General features: G+C 58.4%; 18 protein-coding genes. 8 read left to right on the top strand and 10 right to left on the bottom strand.

Annotation, left to right across the window (positions count from 1 at the left end; all coding sequences use genetic code 11):
• Positions 1–105 precede the first annotated feature (105 nt).
• From JFT86_RS21120 to JFT86_RS21095, 6 genes are all read right to left on the bottom strand, one after another.
• Positions 106–1,044 (bottom strand): fumarylacetoacetate hydrolase, encoded by a 939-nt coding sequence (locus JFT86_RS21120; RefSeq protein WP_242489315.1) that lies wholly within the window; start codon positions 1,042–1,044, stop codon positions 106–108.
• A gap of 5 nt (positions 1,045–1,049) precedes the next feature.
• A complete protein-coding gene (locus JFT86_RS21115; protein ID WP_201233417.1) occupies positions 1,050–2,321 on the bottom strand; it encodes an MFS transporter in 1,272 nt (423 codons plus the stop codon).
• 130 nt (positions 2,322–2,451) lie between these two features.
• On the bottom strand, positions 2,452–3,501 hold the full coding sequence (locus tag JFT86_RS21110) for a type III polyketide synthase (RefSeq protein WP_201233416.1): 1,050 nt from the start codon (positions 3,499–3,501) through the stop codon (positions 2,452–2,454).
• Positions 3,502–3,695: 194 nt separating this feature from the next.
• The gene (locus tag JFT86_RS21105) at positions 3,696–4,136 is read right to left on the bottom strand and encodes an OB-fold domain-containing protein (protein WP_201233415.1); all 441 of its coding nucleotides are present in this window, start codon (positions 4,134–4,136) and stop codon (positions 3,696–3,698) included.
• A gap of 11 nt (positions 4,137–4,147) precedes the next feature.
• Positions 4,148–5,344, bottom strand: a complete 1,197-nt coding sequence (locus JFT86_RS21100; protein WP_201233414.1) for a thiolase family protein — start codon at positions 5,342–5,344, stop codon at positions 4,148–4,150.
• Between the two features lie 29 nt (positions 5,345–5,373).
• Positions 5,374–6,462, bottom strand: a complete 1,089-nt coding sequence (locus tag JFT86_RS21095) for a hydroxymethylglutaryl-CoA synthase (protein WP_207196950.1) — start codon at positions 6,460–6,462, stop codon at positions 5,374–5,376.
• A 447-nt stretch (positions 6,463–6,909) separates the two neighbouring features.
• Between JFT86_RS21095 and JFT86_RS21090 the strand changes: the two genes are divergently transcribed.
• Complete coding sequence (locus JFT86_RS21090) at positions 6,910–7,506, top strand: TetR/AcrR family transcriptional regulator (RefSeq protein ID WP_103302446.1); 597 nt, start codon at positions 6,910–6,912, stop codon at positions 7,504–7,506.
• Positions 7,507–7,568: 62 nt separating this feature from the next.
• Here the strand turns inward: JFT86_RS21090 and JFT86_RS21085 are convergent, their stop codons facing one another.
• A complete protein-coding gene (locus JFT86_RS21085; protein ID WP_201233413.1) occupies positions 7,569–8,447 on the bottom strand; it encodes a 2,4-diacetylphloroglucinol hydrolase in 879 nt (292 codons plus the stop codon).
• A 148-nt stretch (positions 8,448–8,595) separates the two neighbouring features.
• On the opposite strand from JFT86_RS21085, the gene JFT86_RS21080 reads away from it, so the two are divergent.
• Complete coding sequence (locus JFT86_RS21080; RefSeq protein WP_347340318.1) at positions 8,596–9,252, top strand: TetR/AcrR family transcriptional regulator; 657 nt, start codon at positions 8,596–8,598, stop codon at positions 9,250–9,252.
• 17 nt (positions 9,253–9,269) lie between these two features.
• Here the strand turns inward: JFT86_RS21080 and JFT86_RS21075 are convergent, their stop codons facing one another.
• Entirely contained in the window at positions 9,270–10,472 is a 1,203-nt protein-coding gene (locus JFT86_RS21075; RefSeq protein WP_201233411.1) for an MFS transporter, read from the bottom strand.
• A gap of 111 nt (positions 10,473–10,583) precedes the next feature.
• On the opposite strand from JFT86_RS21075, the gene JFT86_RS21070 reads away from it, so the two are divergent.
• Positions 10,584–11,438, top strand: a complete 855-nt coding sequence (locus JFT86_RS21070) for a helix-turn-helix transcriptional regulator (RefSeq protein WP_201233410.1) — start codon at positions 10,584–10,586, stop codon at positions 11,436–11,438.
• 153 nt (positions 11,439–11,591) lie between these two features.
• Here the strand turns inward: JFT86_RS21070 and JFT86_RS21065 are convergent, their stop codons facing one another.
• Positions 11,592–13,175: a rhodanese-related sulfurtransferase gene (locus tag JFT86_RS21065; protein WP_201238166.1), complete on the bottom strand. Its 1,584-nt coding sequence runs from the start codon at positions 13,173–13,175 to the stop codon at positions 11,592–11,594.
• Positions 13,172–13,801 carry a cysteine dioxygenase gene (locus tag JFT86_RS21060; RefSeq protein ID WP_201238165.1) on the bottom strand — a complete coding sequence of 210 codons (630 nt, stop codon included), beginning with the start codon at positions 13,799–13,801 and terminating at the stop codon, positions 13,172–13,174. Before JFT86_RS21060 ends, JFT86_RS21065 begins: the two co-directional genes overlap by 4 nt.
• A gap of 104 nt (positions 13,802–13,905) precedes the next feature.
• Between JFT86_RS21060 and JFT86_RS21055 the strand changes: the two genes are divergently transcribed.
• The 5 genes from JFT86_RS21055 to JFT86_RS21035 all read left to right on the top strand — a co-directional run bounded on the left by JFT86_RS21055 (position 13,906) and on the right by JFT86_RS21035 (position 18,678).
• Positions 13,906–14,799: a LysR family transcriptional regulator gene (locus tag JFT86_RS21055; protein WP_201238164.1), complete on the top strand. Its 894-nt coding sequence runs from the start codon at positions 13,906–13,908 to the stop codon at positions 14,797–14,799.
• A gap of 138 nt (positions 14,800–14,937) precedes the next feature.
• Positions 14,938–15,759, top strand: a complete 822-nt coding sequence (locus JFT86_RS21050) for an ABC transporter permease subunit (RefSeq protein WP_242489313.1) — start codon at positions 14,938–14,940, stop codon at positions 15,757–15,759.
• A 2-nt stretch (positions 15,760–15,761) separates the two neighbouring features.
• Positions 15,762–16,541, top strand: coding sequence for an ABC transporter ATP-binding protein (locus JFT86_RS21045; protein ID WP_201238163.1), 780 nt, complete (start codon positions 15,762–15,764; stop codon positions 16,539–16,541).
• Positions 16,538–17,743, top strand: a complete 1,206-nt coding sequence (locus JFT86_RS21040; protein ID WP_201238162.1) for an acyl-CoA dehydrogenase family protein — start codon at positions 16,538–16,540, stop codon at positions 17,741–17,743. Before JFT86_RS21045 ends, JFT86_RS21040 begins: the two co-directional genes overlap by 4 nt.
• Positions 17,740–18,678 carry a D-isomer specific 2-hydroxyacid dehydrogenase family protein gene (locus JFT86_RS21035; protein ID WP_201238161.1) on the top strand — a complete coding sequence of 313 codons (939 nt, stop codon included), beginning with the start codon at positions 17,740–17,742 and terminating at the stop codon, positions 18,676–18,678. The genes JFT86_RS21040 and JFT86_RS21035 overlap by 4 nt, the downstream gene beginning before the upstream one ends.
• Positions 18,679–18,685: the final 7 nt, after the last annotated feature.

Genomic DNA, 18,685 nt, shown 5'->3' with positions numbered 1-18,685 from the left:
TCGTCAATTGCGCGATATTTGCTCAACGACCCTGATGACTTGGAGGCGCGCCTGCAAACCGCGATCGAGGCCGGTGAACTGGCGCCCGATAGCGATCTATCAGCGTTATTTGCGCTTGAGCAAGTTCGGGTCGTTGCAGCGCTGATGCAGTCGCGTCGCCCGCGGGGGCAGACCCGCTCCAAGCGTGCGTTTATCAAGCGGGCACAGATGCAACAACTCTTCTTCGACGATGCGATTGCTCAGGCCCAACTCCAGTTCCGGGCAATCGAGATCGAGCCAGTCACCGTGTTGCAGCGGGGGTTCGCTGTCAGGATGGCCCAGGCCATGAAACGCGTAGTGGACCATGCCTGGCTGCAGGAACTGTTCGTGCTGTTCGAGGAATGCCTGGGTGTATTTGCGCAGTGAGTGCCATTCCTTCAGATCGATATCGTACTCGCGATAGGAGATTTGCCTGTCCTGACGCTCGATACGAGCGTTGATCGACAATCGACACTGCAACTCTCCAAGAATCATTGCCGGAGCCAGTGCGCATTCGCGAAGACACGCCTGGTTGGCGTCCGGCGAGTCGAGGTTGCCGAGCAGTGGATCGTGCACTTCGTTACCGATGGTGAATCCGACAAAGTGCAGTTTGCCGAAGGAGTCGACCATATAAATGCAGACGATTCCCGGTTCACTGGCAATGCTCAGCGCCTGATAAGGGATGTTGAGCGCCTCGCCTTGTGTCTTCAGCAGACTGCCGTTGCCTTTGTAACTCCACGCCTGCTTTGTCGACATCGTCAGGTTGACCGTGCTGACCTGGGCGAGCAAATTATTGCCGGGTTTGAGTGGTGGCTGCAGGTCGATGTCCTGGGTGCTGTCACTGGCGGGCAGATGCTTGAGATGCTCGGCCCAGCCGCGATGCCAGCGACTGCAATACTGCAATGTTTCATACAGCCCGCCCTGCTCGGGAAACATGCGCAGGCTCTGGCCTGTCTGGAAGTCGAACACACCGATGCCTCGGTGTTCATGCTGGCAAAGGTCGAGCAACATCAAATAATATCCCATGATCTCTAATCCTTGAGGGGTAGGCTGATCGGCAATGCGTTCGCGGCTGACAGGGCAGGGAGGGGTTGCAGATTGTCGCGCAGACCCAGCGACAACAGCAGGCCGCCGACGCTCCCGGCCAGTGCGACGTACAAAATCGATGGCAGGCCGAAATGCATCGCGGCGTATCCGGCGACGGCGGGTGAAACGCCACCGCCAAGGATCTCGCCGAAGCCGACGACAATGCCGGTGGCAGTGGGAAGCAGTGCAGGTGGCACCGACTCGCTGGTCAACGGCCCGACGGTCATGCAGATCAGGCTGAAGTTGAAAAAAGACAAAAGGAACAGCAGCAGAAATAACAACCCGGTAATGGCCGGGCTGATGATCAACAGCCCCACCAACGTTGCGCTGGTCATGAAGGAAACAATGACCACCGGTTTGCGTCCCAGTCGGTCCGACATCGCCGGAATGATCAACTGACCGATAAAACCACCAACACCAAGGGCGGATATCACGACGGCCATCGACAGCGTTTCAAGGTGCATGTAGTCCGTGAGGTAACTGGGCAACATGGCACACAGCACGAACTGGCAAGTAAGAATGCAAAACATGATCAGGATGTTCAGGCTGACATTGCCGCTTTTGAACGCGCTCAACCAGTTTGCCCACCCCCTGCCTGAAGCGGGTTGCTGATGTGCCGGCAAGGACGCCGGTCTATAGATTTTCCACAAATAGCCGGCCAGCAGTAGACCGGGCAACGAGATAATCGCGAAAACCATGCGCCACGAGTCGAATAGCTCCAACAGACTGGCAGCCAGCAATGGCCCCAGGCACAGTCCTAGAATCGGGAATAACGCCTGCTGGAAACCCAGATTCTGTCCGCGGCGCTGCGGATGCGAAACCTCATCGGTGACGATGATACTGGTCGGTGTGAACGCGCCTTCGCAGAGACCCATCAGCCCGCGGATGACCACCAGCCCGAAAAGTCCTCCGGCCAGAGCCGACATCCCCGAGAGCAGCGACAGCACTGCAATTGAAAGGACCAGTGCGTTCTTGCGACCCAATCGATCAATCACATAGCCCGCGCCAAGAGCTGAAAAGCCCCAGGCGAAGGCCAGTGCTGCCGACAGCATGCCGAGGTCCTGATAATCCAGTTGCAAGTCACGCATGATCACGGGAAACAGCGGCAGAATGATAAAGCGATCAAGCCCGACGAGGCCGAAACTCAAGGACAGCAGCAAAACCATCCGTTGTTCATAGTGCCGCTTGGGCGGCGTAGCGAAATTGTCTCTGATCATCGTTCATCCTCCATGTGAAACCATTAATCAGGTGCAATGAAGGGTTGCGAAAGAGGCCGAGAAACCTTGGCGTCCTACAGACCGCCAAGGTTTCTTGCAGACTCAAACGTAGCCCCGGCAAACGTGGGAATCAGGCTACCCATTCACCCACGGCCATTTCGGCGGTGAAGCCCGGGCCGAAAGCTGCCAGCATGCCGACATCGCCGGAGTTAAGACCCGACTCAAACTGTCGCTTGAGCACGTCGAAAACCACAACGCTGGCAATGTTGCCGGCTTCGGCGAGGCTGTTGCGCGACTGCGAAACCCGGTTCGAGGCAAGGTCCAGTTGCAGGACCAATTCGTCAAGAATCTTGCGGCCGCCAGTGTGGAAGATGAAGAAGTCGTTCTGCGCACAGTTCTGTTCAAGAGTGTCGTAGTTGAGTTTCTCCATAATCGGCGCGACATCTTTAATAGAGTTCATGACGGCTTTGTCCAGGGTAAAGTGGAAGCCGGTGTCCTTTACATCGTATTTAATGTAGTGCTCGCTCTTCGGCAGGAAGAAAGAGTTGGTGGAACGGATTTTGAACCCTGACGCTTGATCATCAGCGCGCAATACGCAGGCAGAAACAGCATCGCCAAACAGTGCAGCGGAAATGAACGCGTGCAACTTGGTATCGTCAGGCTGATAACACAGCGACGAGAACTCCAGCGAGACAATCAACACATGATTACGCGAATCCAGTTTGGCGAAATCATTCGCCCGGTTAATTGCTGCAGCACCGGCGACGCAACCGAGCTGGGCGATCGGCAACTGCACGGTAGACGTCGGCAGGTCCAGATCGTTGATCAGGTGTGCGGTGAGCGATGGCATCATGAAACCGGTGCACGAGGTGACCACCACCATACGGATGTCATTGGTCGTTAAGCCAGCGTTTTCAATGGCTTGGCGGGCAGCGGCGGAAGACATCTGGCGCGCTTCACGCTCATAGACGATGCTGCGGTGAGTGAAGCCGGTGTGCACCGCCAGCTCGTCGATCGGCAGGATCAAATGCCGTTCGTTGACTTCGGTATTCTGGATCATACGCTTGGCCACGGCCATGCGCGGATGGTCGGCGTGCAGGCTCTCCAGATGTTCAATCATCTGTTGCTGAGTGATCTTGTTTTTCGGGAACATTACGTGCGGGAGACAAAGAGTCGACATGATGAGTCCTCGGCCATATAAAGCCAATAAATAGTTTTTGGGATAATTCCCGATTTAAAAAAACGGCAGTTTGCTACCCCCTGAGGAACAAGGGTTAAAAGCTTTTGGCGAGTAAGGTATTTTTATAAGTAACGCAGTTCTTGTTTTAATATTAAAACCGTCGAGCGTCAGAAACTAACGCTCGACGATTTTATTTATACGTCCAATACAAACTTGTAGGCGTATTGCCAGGCCAGATTGCTTTCGCGCACATGTTTGCGTACGACCATGCGTACCGGCGCGCCGGTTTTCAGTTGTTCCGGATGAGTGATGTCAACGATTTCCGACGCGATCACCAAGCCATCGTCCAGACGAACCATCGCCATGCAGCGAGGCACTGTTTCACCGTAGCCCATGGCGGCAAGGATCGGATTCTCGGCGTGAGCCATGACTTCGATCTTGCCGGTGCGGGCGCAGCGGTACGGTTTTACGTTGAGGGAATTGCAAGCGCCACAAACTGTACGACGCGGGAAAAAGATTTCCTTGCAGTCTTCGCATTGACTGCCTTCCAGACGATATTTGCCGCCGTGTTCTCGCCATTCGCGAAGCATGCTGGCAGTGGTCATCCGATGAATCTGTTCGGGGTACATAGACATGGTCGGGCTCCTTAGTCGTTGGAAAGAACGATCACTGAGTTGTGGGCGGCATAACCTCCCAGGTTTTGCGACACGCCGATGCGCGCGCCCTTGACCTGGTTGTCGGATTCACCGCGCAACTGCCGGAACAGTTCGGTGATGTGCAGAATGCCGTCACAACCGGACGCGTGACCGCGCCCAATGTTGCCGCCGTCGGTGTTCAATGGCAGCGGACCGTCAATACTGATGCCGCCTTCCAGGACAAAATCACCGGCCTGACCCTGCTTGCAGACACCCATCGATTCCATCTGGATCAGACCCGCGCCGAGCAAGTCGTAGACCTGCGCGACATCGATATCCTTCGCGGTGATTCCGGCCTTTTTATAGGCGATTTCAGCGCAAGCGATGGAGTTGGCCGAGACGGCCATGCCGACATTTTTTGGCAGTCCCGGGTGATGCAGGGTCGGGTTGTGAAAACGCGTGCCGAAGTAATGGGAAACGCCTGTATAGGCACATCCGCGAACGAATACTGGTTTGTCCGTGTATTTGTGAGCCAGGTGTTCGGCGACCAGAATCGCGCAACCGCTCGCTTCACCCCAAGCCAGCATCGAGCCAAAGGCTTCGCTGTTTTTCAGGGTGTCGATAGATGGAATCGCATGGCCGAAGCGCGTGGCATTCGGGGTGTTGTGCGCATAAATACGCATCTGCCGGCCAAAGGTCGCCAACACATCAGCTTCACGTCCGGCATAACCGAACTTTTCAAAGTATTCCGCCGTCGCCAGGGCAAAAGCATCGGTGTGGGAAATACCCAGGAAGTAGTCGTACTCACATTCGGTACTGGAACCGATGTATTCGGCATAGTTGAAGTGGTCGGTCATCTTCTCGAAGCCGCCGACCAGAACAATATCGTATTCCCCGGAGGCAATCATTTGATGGCCCATCTGGAACGACACGGAACTGCTGGTGCAGTTGGCGGTGCTCATGAACGTCGGCGCCGGGCTGATGCCCAAAGTGTCGGAGATGGTCGGCCCGAGACCGCCATATTCCGAAATGCCCTCGCCGTGATAACCGTAGGCCACACCCTGGATTTCCCGAGGATGCATTCTGGCGTCTTTGATAGCTTTATAAGCCGACTCGACGATCATTTCCTTGAACGTCTGCCGGACCCTGGAACTTCCCGGTTTCGGCGTATAGGCGGCCGAAACGATTGCAACACGACGTGCGCACATGTACATGCTCCTTGCGTAGACAGGCGAAATCAGAGGTAGGCGGTGAGGGCGTAGTCAGCTCGCAAATACTTGAACTCGTATTTGATCGACGTGCCGTAATCTACGTACAGCTTGTTTTCGAGCGATTCGCGCAGTGGTTTGTTGCGCTTTTGGTAGGCCTCGATGGCAGGGGTAACTGTCAAGGCGATTGCGTCGCTGCCGGCACCAAAACCGTAAGACACCAGCAGGATTTTTTGACCGGGACGCGCCTGGTCAAGCACGTTAATCAAACCGAGTAGCGGGCTGGCAGCACCGGTGTCACCAACGCTGCTCGCGTAGATGCCGGGCTCAACCTGTTTCGGATTGAATCCCAGATGCTTGGCGAGGGAGTAGGGCGTGGACACCAGATTCTGCTGGAACACGACATAATCGTAGTCCTGCGGGCAGGTGCGCAATTTGGCCATCAAGCCTTCCGCCGCCCGGCGAGTCTGGTCTTCCAGGCCGATGCTGTTTTTGTCCGAGCCAAGCCCCATCCCGGAGCGAATATAACGATCACCTTGCGGGCGAATGTTGTCGGCGACATCGGCTGCACAAGAGAAATTGCCATCGAATTCTGCGATGACATTCTCCGTGCCCACCAATAAAGCTGCCGCACCGGCACCCGCATAGGATTCGGTCAGATCACCTGGTGCGGTGTTGCGATTGATAGTGTCGGCGCCGATTGCAAGGGCGCTGCCGGTCATGCCGGAAGCGACCAGTGCCTGGCAAATCTGCAGCGCAGAAGTGCCGGATTTGCCCGCGAACTGGACGTCGGCGCAATAGGCATCATAGCCGGAACCGAGCATTTCGAGGATGACAGAGGCCGAGGCGCGGGAGTCATAGGGGTTGGTGCAAGTGCCCAGATACAAAGCCTCGACGCTACTGCCGGGGGCCATATCCAATGCACGCTGGGCTGCCAAGACACCGAGAGTGATCACATCTTCATCAGGTTGAAGAACTGCTCTTTCGACCACCCCCAACTGGTTTTGCACGAGATGGAGATCGGTGTTCTTCCAGACGTTAATCACTTCTTCGACTTTCAAGCGACAAACGGGAACGCCAGTGCCATAGCTCACTATTCCTGCTTTTTTCACGTTCATTTTCCTTTTGATTCCATTCGCTGTCAGAAAACAAGGGTGTTGCGTCGCCGTATATCGTGAAACATACGGAAAACTATCTTTAAAGCCCCGGATATCGGAGTTTTGTCGTTTAGCCAGCAAAATCAGCCGTTTGGAGTTTCCGGACGGTTACTCAAAAAAGGGCGCTGATACTGCCACTTTGCCTCTCTCACTGCTATGATACGGTACGTATCGTTTCAGAATTAAAACGGCAGACTCGATAGTCCTAGAGGACGCCTACCTGCTCACACATCCTGCTCGAGGAGTCAGAAACCCCTAAAGTAACCAGAAAAGCTCGAAGCGAATTGATTGGCGTCAATGTTCAACGCGCTTACCCAGTCCGAAACGAAACGGACCGTTTCGTTGCGATTTTCGGAAATCCTATACCTTGCATTGTATTTGTCAAGCACCCTGCCTGGAGAATTTACTGTGGCTCGTACACCCTCTCGCAGCTCCATCGGATCCCTACGGAATCCCCACACGCACAAGGCGATCATCAGTTCGACAATTGAGATCCTCAAGGAATGCGGTTATTCGGGACTCAGTATTGAGTCGGTTGCCCGACGGGCGGGAGCGAGTAAACCGACGATTTATCGTTGGTGGAGCAACAAGGCTGCATTGATTGCGGAAGTCTACGAAAACGAAAGCGAGCAGGTCAGAAAGCATCCTGATCTAGGCTCATTAAAAGCGGATCTCGACTTTTTGCTGCACAATCTCTGGAAAGTCTGGCGTGAAACGATTTGCGGCGAAGCATTTCGCTGCGTCATCGCCGAGGCTCAGTTGGACCCTGTGACATTGGTTCAGTTAAAAAACCAATTCATGGAGCGCAGAAGGGAAATGCCGAAGAAATTGGTGGAAAATGCCATCAGCCGTGGTGAGTTACCGAAGGACACCAATCGCGAACTTTTGCTGGATATGATCTTTGGATTTTGCTGGTACCGATTGCTGACCGAGCAGTTGGAGATGGAGAAAGATATCGAGGAATTTACGACTCTTTTACTAAACGGTATCAGTTCGAAGGGGTGATTCTGGTTTACGAAATGTTCCCCTTAGCCTTGTCGCTGGGGGGAACATTTTTTTTTGCGGGTTCAGGCAGCGCCGAACTCTCGATACAGTTCTGGCAGGAAACTGGCCAGATGGTTGAATTCGCACAGGTCATGAACGGCGAATTCATAGGCGAGAGTTTCCAGTTCCGCTTCGCCGAAGCCGTTGGCCGCCATCAGTGCGGCAGCCTTTTCGGCACCAGGAAAACGCGACATCGACGGATGGCTGCCGACCCAGTAGCGGCTGGTGAGATGAAGGCCTTCCGGAGTTTCTTTGAATAAGTGCACCATCAGCGACACCGGCACATCGGGTTGTTCCGCCAGGCTCATCAACGCGCTGACGCTACCGTCGATTTTCGCGTCGCGGTACAGATCGGCACGCAAGCCCAGTTTTTCCGGGTCCTGGAAGTGGATATGCAGGTGCATCAGGCGATCGCCGACATATTCCGAGGCGCAGAAGGTGTTGCCGTACAAGCGCTGTTCGAAACTCAGGGACGTCTGCTTGAGGCGTTCGTGATTGACGCAGGGATTGCTGACATGGGCATAAGGAAACCACAGGGTATAGCGTTCGGCTTCCAGCGGGTGCCACATGAACCACCATTTCAGCATCGCTGCGGTCGAGCGCGGGAAAAACTTGCGGCTCTGCACATACGCCATTGGCCCGGGCAGCAGGGCGTATCCCGATTCCTCGCTGACGAAGTCCGCCTCCAGCAACCGATTGATGTCCTCGATGCTCGGCGTGATGGTCTGTTCCAGCGGCAGTGGTCCTTGCTGGATCTTGCACACGGCGGAAAGGGGGACATTCATCTGCGCAGAGAAATACTTGGCGTAGGGTTTATCCTTGATCGCCTCGCGATTGCGCAGGAACTGCTTCTGCATCGGCAGAGAGAAGTAGGTGAACGGGGTCATTACGCGCGCATCCATTGCGATGTTTTCCTTTGGCTAAATGGCCTTGGAGCTGACAACATTCGTCGCCAATATCCATGCCTTTCGAGGTATGTAGGTGATTTGAAGCTAAGCTTCATAAAAATAAAAGTCAAATTTGAATTTGAGTTAATAGGAGTTCATGCTCGTGTCCGGTCCGAATCAGGAAGCCTCTCTACGTGCTCAGCGACAAGATGGCCGGGTGACCCGCCAGCATATTCTGGAGACAGCAGGGCAGTTGTTTGCCGATCTGGGGTATGCCAACACCACCAGCAAACAGGTCTGCGAGAACTCCAACTCGAACGTGGCGTCGGTCAATTATCACTTCGAGAACAAGGAGGGCCTGTACCGTGCCGTGCTGCTCGAAGCCCATGAGCGCCTGCTCAGCATCGATATATTGTTCAGCTTGAGCCAGAGCCCTGCCTCGCCTGAGGACAAATTGCGTTTGATCATCACTGTCCTGATCGAGCGCGTGCGCAATCATCGAGATGCCTGGGCGCTCAAGGTGTTGAGCCGGGAACTGCTGTCGCCTTCGAGCCTGCTGCCCTCGGTGCTGGAGCAGCAGGCCTATCCGAAAGCGAAGGTCTTTCGCGGCATTCTTGGGCAGATCCTGGGCTTGCCGGACGATCACCCGACCACGCTGCATTGTGCGCTGGGCGTATTTGCGCCTTGTCTTTTCCTGCTATTGGCCCATGAAGCGTTGAGCGAGAACGTGCTGCCGGGGCTGAAAATGGAACCCGCCGTGCTGATCGAGCACATGATGACTTACGCTCTCGCGGGCCTCAAAGCCGTGTCGGCGCAATAGCGAACGATGCAAACGGGTTATTGCGCAGAAACCCTTGGCGCACCGTTGACCGCATGGGTTTTTCCGTTGCGCAGTTGCACCCATTGCAACAGCGCAGCGACAACGGATACCGCGCCGGCACTGATCGCCAACGTCCACCCTGGCATCTGCAGCAGCAATATGAAGCCACCGGCCGCGGCGCCCATGGCGCTGCCCAGATAAAGTGCGGACTCGTTGAGCGCCACGGCCAGATTGCCGTCGCCCTTGTGATCACGCGCAGCGATCAGTTGGTTGTTCTGCGGCACTTGCAGTGCCCAGCCTACGGCGCCCCAGACGGCAATCGGGATCATCGCCAGCCACGGTGTCACAGCAGCGGCAGCCGGCAACGCGAACAACGAGACGCTGAGGATGAGCAGAATCAGGAACGTGAGCATCGGTCCCTTGATGCGATCCACCAGCGGCCCAACGAGGAAACTGCCCGCCACACCCCCCAGGCCCCAGACCCACAGATACGGCGTGATGTTATCGACGCCGCCGTAGGCCGGGTCAGCCATCAACGGCACCATGAAGGTGTACATGCCCAGACTGGCGACTGCCGCCAACAGCGAAACCAGCAGAATGGTCATCACGTTGCGGTCTCGCAGCAGGGCCAGCTTGCGGCTGATCGGCAGCGCCGGTCCGGCAGAGATCGCAGGCAACTTGATCAGCAGGCCCAGCCAGGAGATCAGGCCGAGAAACGCCACCAGCCACAGCGCCATCTGCCAACCGAACTGCTCGGCGAGCAGCAGACTGACAGGCACTCCAAGTACCGTGCCGCTGGCCATGCCGCCCATGATCACGGCAATCGCCTTGCCTCGCAGTTCCGGGCCTGAAACAGCGGCCGAGGCGGCGATGCCGGTGGCCAGATAAACGCCGGCGCCGATACCCGCGACGGCTCGACAAACCAGCAGGGCGACAAAGTCGTCAACCAGGGCACTGGCGACGTTGGCTGCCACGAACAACGCCAATGCGACCAACAAGCCAAAGCGTTGTCGCTGCGCTGGCAACATGGCCACGAAGACTGGGGAGCCAATACCGTAAGCAAGCGTAAACGCCGTGACCAGTTGTGCCGCGACGGCGACCTGCACATCAAAGGCCTGCTCGATCATCGGGATCAGGCCGGCGGTGACGTAAGACGCCATCCCCAGCGCAAAAGCGCCGATTGCAATGAGGTAAACGGGTGCCGGTATTGTTTTAGACATGAGTCACTCCTTGTGCTCTTGGCAACTTGTTGCGGACCGGGCGGATTCTTTAGCAGCCTGATCGTCAGTACAATGGCCACTGTTTATGGTGTTACTGGGAGTAATCGGATAATGGAAAGGAGTCTTGAGCGCACACGACAGGACCTGGCTGAGTTTTTACGCAGCCGCCGAGAGCGCATATCACTTGCGGAAGCAGGGTTACCCCCGACTGGCAGACGCCGTACACCCGGACTGCGTCGAGAAGAAGTAGCGGCACTGGCCGGTGTTGGCTTGTCTTGGTACACATGGTTCGAACAGGGACGCGATATTGGTGTGTCACCTGCTTTTCTGGATAATCTTTGCCGGGTCCTCAAACTGGATGCTGTGGAGCGCCGACATCTCTACCTGCTTTCCCACCAGCGACCGCCGGCCGAGGAGGGCAAGACCTGGTGTGTGGTTCCGCAGATCGTTCATCGGCTGATGGCGGATCTGCCGTTGCGACCCGCTTATGTGCTGAACCTTCGCTGGGATGTCCTGGCCTGGAACCCCGCAGCTGACAAGATTTTCAAGTTTTCCGAGAAGACGCCCGAACAACGCAACTTTTTATCAATGTTGTTTACCGACGCGCGCACGAAGTCTCTCTTTCAGCCCTGGGACGACCAGGCAATCCAGATGCTCTCCAGTTTTCGTCGTGACCATGTTCACGCCTCTAACGAAAGTGACGTTGCTTCGCTGGTGCGTGAACTTGAGAGTGTCAGCGCGGAATTCAAAGGCTGGTGGTCCCGGCAGGACATTCATGGTCCCTGTCAGGGTATTCGACACTTGGCGATCGACTCATTTGGCGATGTCAGTCTCGAGCACACCACGCTGACGATCGATGTCGAACGGCATCTGCGCCTTGTCTACTACGCGCCAATGGAACAAGGAGCCGCTCTGTTCGAATTCGAGAAGTGGCTGGAGGAGGGCGTTGGTTTCCCCGGGTTTTGATTTTCGCCGACATGGAAATGGGAAATCGCCAGACACTCACAGCGCATCAGTTGCACCCGGTACCTGAGCCAGCGCCGGGGGCAGTCGCCAGAATTGTCGGGGAAGCGCAAAGGGGTGAAACAGGGTCGAGCGTGTCGACCTTGTCCCGAACGGTCAGATCACGAAAAACCCGTGCGTTCCGTCACGGCCCAACTGCGCCACCAACCCGTATTCCCAATCCAGATAACCCTGCATGGCTTCGCGCGGGTTGTCGGTGCCTTCATACGGTCGGCGATAGCGGTCGATACGCGGCGACGCCGGGTGCTGCGGGCTTGCTTGCACGGGGAGTCCGGCTTCGATCCAGGCGCTGGTACCGCCGCGCAACACCACCACCGGGCGCTCGGTCAGTGCCTGCAACTGCGGCACGACCCAACGGGCCAGCAGGCTGCTGCCACAGGTCAAGACATAACGCCGGGCCGGCGGAATGTTCGCCAGCGCTGCCTGCAACTGACTGCGCAACACCCACCACGCGCCGGGGATGTGCCGTTGTACGTAAAGGGCACTGGCGGTGAAATCCAGCACCTCCGTGCCCGGCTCTTTCAGCCAGTCTGCCAGCGTCTGCGGGCTGATTTCTTCGGCTGCGGGGGCGGTCGGCAGGGGGGGCTGCCATGGGCCTTGTTCACTGAAGTCGCTCGGGTTCAAGTCATCCAGTACGGACACTTGCCAACCCATCTGTGCCAGCCAGGACGCACTCATGTTCGCCCGCACATTATCGTCATCCACCAGCACCAGGCGCGCACCACGAACGCTGGCGAAATGATCGGTTTCCTGGACCAGTTGTCCGCCGGGTGTGGAGCGCGAGCCCGGCAAGTGGCCGGCAGCAAATTCTTCCGGCGTGCGCACATCGAACAAATACGTAGTGCGGGCCGGGTCGGCTTGCCAGCGTCGCCACTCGGCGAGGCCGATGCGGCTCACGTTGGCGCGTTTGGCGACCGCGCGGGCGGCTTCGATGGCGAGGTTTTTGTTGTGAGCGCTGACGGGTTTGAAGCGCCGGTCCTGGCCATGCTCCAGGGTCTGGCCGGCGAGGGTCCAGCCGATGGTGCCATTGCGCAGGGCGGACACGGGGTTGGGAATCCCGGCGTTGACCAGTGACTGGGTGCCGATGATGCTGCGGGTGCGTCCGGCGCAATTGACGATGACCTGCGTTTGCGGGTCCGGAGCCAACTCGCGCACCCGCAACAGCAGTTCGGCGCCAGGTACGCTGATGCCACCGGGGATACTCATGGTCTGGTATTCGTCAAAACGTCGGGCGTCCAGCACCACCACGTCGGCCTTCGCATCGAGCAGCGCCTGCACTTCTTCCGCTGCCAGGGACGGGGTGTGGCGTTCGGCATCTACCAGTTCACCGAAGGATTTACTGGGCACATTGACGTCCTTGAACAGCTCGCCACCGGCATCGCGCCAGCCTTGCAGGCCGCCCTCAAGCAGCGCCACATCGGTGTAACCCAGCGTTTGCAAGCGTTCAACGGCGATGGCGGCCAAGCCTTCGCCATCGTCATACACGGTTACCCGGGTGTCTTTGCGCGGGACCCGTGCCAACACTTCCAGTTCGAGTCTGGACAGCGAGATGTTAGCCGCAAACAGCGGATGAGCTTCGGCAAATGGCGCCTCTTCACGCACGTCCAGCAACGCCAGTTCTTCGCGTGCCAGCAGAGCTTTACGAATATCGGCGTAACGGCGGATAGCGAAATCGGTCATTGCGGGAGCTCCTTCGACAAATCCCAGAGGTTTGGTAACAGGCTGTTGGAATAGCCGGAGATGAAAGGTTTTTCAGTACCGTCCAGGCCATACACCGCGCGCTTCACCGCGCCGATGTTAGCGCCATACACGTGCACGCTGATCGACACCTGATCGCTGTAGGCATTGGCCACCTGGTGAATGTCGCCCACCGTTGGCGACAGCGCTTCGACCTGGCCCGGTTGCAAGCGCAGCGCTTCTCCGGTAGCTGTCAGTGCGCCGTCGGGTTGCCGGGCAAATCCTTGCGAATACTCCGCGCCACGCAACATGCCGATCAGCCCCCAGACCCGATGATCATGGATCGGCGTGCGTTGCCCCGGGCCCCAGACAAAACTGACGATGGAAAAGCGTTGCCGGGAATCAGCGTGCAGCAAAAACTGCTGATAACGTTCGGGGTCGGGCTGGGCGAATGCCTCCGGCAGCCAGTCATCGACGCTGACCAGTTGCTGCAGCAAGCGGCCGCCCTGTTCAAGGATTGCTGCTTCACCGGGCTGTTCGTCGAGCAGCGTGGCCAGTTGCTCGATGAACTGGCGCAAGCGCGCCAGGTTCGGTGGCGCGAGTGGTTTGGACACAAGGTTCTGGGGCATGAGCTCCCTCCGTGGAAACTGAAATAAACGCGAACTACACGGGCGAGCTAAAAGGTATTATTCTTTATGCACATTTTTCCAGTCATTTATTATGCGAAAAAAGAATGAAGATAGATGATCTGAACGCGTTCGTGGCAGTGATCCGCTGCCAAACCATCAGCCAGGCCGCTGATTCCTTGCAGTTGACCCAGCCGGCAATCACCCGGCGGGTGCAGAACTTCGAGGAAGCCTTGGGCGTCGAGTTGCTCGACCGCAACACCAAGCCGCTAAAACCGACCAGCATGGGCCTGCGGGTTTACGGGCAGTGCCTGGAAGTGCTGCGCACCATTGATGCCCTCAGCGAATTGGTGGCCAGCGACGGCCCGCCCAGCGGTGCGTTGCGTATCGGCGTCCCGCAGACCATCGGCGATGTGGTATTGCTGGACGCCCTTAGCCAGTTGAAAACCCTCTACCCGCAATTACAGACCTCGGTGGCCACGGGCTGGGGCAGCCATTTGCTGGGCAAGGTCGAGAACGGCGAACTGGACGTGGTCGCGGCGCTGTTTCCCGCCGGTAAAGTGTTTCCGGAGGGGGTGGTCGGGCGTTCGCTGGCCAGCATGAGCCTGGTGGTGGTCGCCGCCAAAGGCGAGGTACGCAAACGCAACTGCAAACTTGCCGATTGCTATCAGCGCGGCTGGGTGCTCAACCCTGACGGCTGTGGTTTCCGCGCCGGCCTGCAAAGGGCCTTGAGCGCGCAGGGGTTGTCGTTGCAAATCAACCTGGAAACGTTCGGCACCGAATTGCAGTTGGGGTTGATCGCCAATGGCCTGGGCTATGGTCTGGTGCCGTTGCCGTTACTGGAAAACAGCAGCCATCGCGACAAACTGGAAATTGTCCCGGTCTCGGACTTCAAACCGGTGATTGATTTGTGGCTGATCCATCCGCGTTTCCTCGGCAACCTGCAAGAACCGGTCAGCGTATTTGGCGAAATGGTCGCGGCTCGGGTGGGCAAGCACTGATCATTTTCATTGTTTCTTGCATATCGTTGATTTGAATAAATGCATTATTTGTATATTAGGTTAGAACTAAAACGAATTTCACGGGCAATTTTTATGTAGTTAGCATGGGGTTCGACGCGCTTAATCAGGGAAGTTGAAATGTCTGCGCCCCCCCTCGTTACACCGCTGGATCGCCTCAAGTCCATCGCACAATGGCCCGCCGGGCGCGATCTGCTTGCGCGTTTGCTCAGCCCGTTGTTGCTGTTGCTGCTGTGGGAGCTGGCCTCGCGCACGGGACTGTTGCCACCGCGCATCATCGCCGCGCCCAGTGCGATTGGCGCCACGCTGTGGCAGATGCTCGGCAGCGGCGAGTTGGCCGGCCACTTGTGGATTTCCCTGCAACGCGCCCTCAGCGGCCTGGCGATCGGGGTTAGCGTCGGCACCGTATTGGCGTTGGTGGCGGGGTTGTCGCGACGCGGCGAGATCGCCATCGACTCGCCAATGCAAATGCTCCGAACCTTACCGTTCCTGGCCATCGTGCCGCTGTTCATTCTGTGGTTTGGCGTAGGCGAAACGCCGAAGATCGCCTTGATCGCCCTCGGCACTACCTTTCCGATTTACCTCACACTGTTTTCCGGTATCCGCGGCCTCGACCCCAAGCTTGTCGAAGCCGCAACGATGCTCGGCCTCAAACGCTGGGAGCTGATCGTCCACGTGATCTTGCCCGGCGCCTTGCCGGCATTCTTTGTCGGTTTGCGCTACGCCTTCGGCATCAGTTGGCTGGGGCTGGTGGTGGTCGAGCAAATCAACGCCAGCGCCGGCATTGGTTACCTGGTCAACGATGCGCGGGACTTCATGCGTACAGACGTCATCGTCATCTGCCTGATCATTTACAGCGTACTGGGGCTGGGTATCGACGGCCTGGTGCGTTTGCTTGAACGGTTTGCGCTGGCCTGGCGCCCGACCTTTATCAGGAGCTGACCATGACTGTGCTGCTTGCCAAACCCTCATTGCCAGCCGTCGAGTGCCGACAGGTCACGCGCCGGTTTGCCGGCCAGGCGGTGCTCGATCACTTGGACCTGGAGATTGCGCCTGGCGAATTTGTTGCCCTGCTGGGCAGTAGCGGTTCGGGTAAAACCACTTTGTTGCGAGCACTGGCCGGGCTCGACCGGATCGACGAAGGCCGATTGCAGGTGCCCGAAGCGCTGGCGGCGGTGTTTCAGGAGCCACGCTTGATGCCGTGGAAACGCGCCTGGCGCAACGTCTCCCTCGGGGTGCGTGGCGAAGGGGCGAAAGAGCGCGCATTGGCGGCGATGACTGAAGTCGGCCTGGAACATCGGCTCAATGCCTGGCCAGGCACTTTGTCCGGAGGCGAAGCGCAGCGCGTCGCGCTGGCGAGGGCACTGGTCCGTGAGCCGAAACTGTTGCTGCTGGACGAACCGTTCGCCGCCCTCGATGCCTTGACGCGCATCCGCATGCATCAACTGATTATTGCGTTGTGGCGAGTGCACACCCCGGCGGTATTGCTGGTCACTCACGATGTTGACGAAGCGGTGCTGCTGGCAGATCGGGTGGTGGTGTTGGCCCATGGGCGCATCGCCGAACAGATCCAGATTCGCTTGCCGCGCCCGCGTCAGATCGCGACGCCGGCGTTCCATGATTTGCGTACGCGCCTACTGGAATTGCTCGGAGTCGACAGCGATCCCGACGTTGCCAGTGCCGCTGACGATTCTCAACCCTTGAGCAGGACCGGCAACCGATGAGCTTATCCACCGCGCAACCCCGCGCCGAGCATCAAGCTCGGCAACCCGATCTCAACGCCCCGGCATTCGCCGAACGGCTGGAAGCGCTCAGCGACGAATTCGCCGCGACGGCGGCTTATTACGACAAACACAGTGAGTTCCCCCACGCCAATCTGCTGCGTTTGCATGAGCACGGTTTGCTGGCGTTGACGGTGCCGCGCCGTCTGGGTGGCAGCGAGGCGACACTGGCCCAGGCGCGCCGGGTCGTCAGCGCCGTGGCTCGCGGCGAACCGTCCACCGCGTTGGTGCTGGTGATGCAATACCTGCAACACACACGCCTGCAAGGCAATCAGGCCTGGCCGCTGCACTTGCGCGAACGGCTGGCACGCGAAGCAGTGGAAGAGGGCGCATTGATCAATGCGTTGCGGGTCGAGCCGGATCTCGGCACACCGGCCCGTGGCGGCTTGCCCAACACCATTGCGCGACGCGTGGACGGTGGCTGGTTGCTCAGCGGCCGGAAGATTTATTCCACCGGCATTCCCGGCCTGACCTGGCTGGCGGTCTGGGCGCGCAGTGACGACAGCGAGCCGCACGTGGGCACCTGGCTGGTGCATCGGGATACGCCGGGGATTCGCATCGAGGAAACCTGGGATCACTTGGGCATGCGCGCTACCGGCAGCCACGATGTGATTTTCGAAGACGTGTTCGTCGCCAGCGAATACGCCGTGGACATTCTGCCGGCCAACGTCCCGCGTCCCTCGGAACTGGACAGTACCGGCGTGTTGTGGCTGGCAGTGCTGCTTTCGTCGATCTACGACGGCGTAGCCCGCGCCGCCCGTGACTGGTTAGTGGGCTGGCTTGCCGAGCGCACGCCGGCCAATCTGGGGGCGCCGCTGTCGAGCCTGCCGCGGTTTCATGAACTGATCGGGCGCATCGACGCGTTGCTGTTTGCCAACCGCGTGCTGCTGGATGCCGCGGCGCAAGGACGGGTCGATCCGAGCGAAGCCACACAGGTCAAATACCTGGTCACCAGCAACGCCATCAGCGCCGTCGAATTGGGGATCGAAGCCATCGGCAACCCGGGCCTGGCCCGTGGCAATCCGATCGAACGGCATTACCGCGATGTGTTGTGCAGCCGGATTCACACCCCGCAGAACGACGCGATCCTCGCTGCCGTCGGCCGCGCCGCATTCGCTTTGCCGAGCCGGGGCGCCCAGGCATGACGCGCATCGCCAGTCAGTTGGACGCGGCGTTTAATCAACGCCTGCGAGCGCAATTGCCCGATGTTGAAGTGCTTGAGTTACCGCGGGGTTTGCCAGCGAATTTGCCGGCGGATATTCAGGTGTTGCTCGCCGCCCCACATGCCGACTTTCGGGATGCGTCGGCGCCGCCGCCCGGTTGGCCGTTTGGTTTGCGGCTGGTTCAACTGGTGACCAGCGGCCTCGATTATTTCCCTCGCTGGCTGTTCGACAGCTTGCCGGTGGCGAGTGCGCGAGGCACTACCGCAGAGACGATGGCCGAGTTTGCCCTGGCCGCGATTTTCACGGCCGCCAAGCAACTGCCGGACGTCTGGATCAACGACGCGGCGCACTGGCGGCAGCGGCCACTGGCTTCGGTGTCCGGCAGCACGCTGGGGCTGTTCGGTTTCGGCAGTATTGCCCAGGCCCTGGCACCGAAAGCGCAGGCACTGGGGATGCACGTCCTCGCGCTGCGTCACTCCGCGCAACCCTTTGAAGTGCCCGGCGTGCGCGCGGTGGCGGACATTCATGAGTTGTTTGGCCGTGCCGATCATGTGCTGCTGGCGGCACCGGTCACGCCCGCGACACAGCACATCGTCAGCGAAGCGGTGCTGGCGTCAGCCCGGCCGGGGCTGCATCTGATCAACCTTGCACGCGGGGCGCTGATCGATCAGCACGCGTTGTTGCGCGCCCTCGATGCGGGGCAGGTCGGCCTGGCGAGTCTGGATGTCAGCGACCCGGAACCGCTGCCGGCAGGGCACCCGTTTTACCGTCATCGACGCATCCATTTATCACCGCACACCTCGGCCAATTCACCGCAGGTGTACCTCAACATTGCCCGCTTGCTGGCGCGCAACATTGAACGCCAGCGCAAAGGGCTGCCATTGGAAAACCCGGTGGAGATCAGTCGTGGATATTGAAAGGAGT

The organism is Pseudomonas sp. TH06, from assembly GCF_016651305.1.
In the GTDB taxonomy this organism is placed as follows: Bacteria; Pseudomonadota; Gammaproteobacteria; order Pseudomonadales; family Pseudomonadaceae; genus Aquipseudomonas.
Note: the sequence above shows the minus strand (reverse complement) of the source record. Positions and strands in the feature narration are given on the sequence as shown.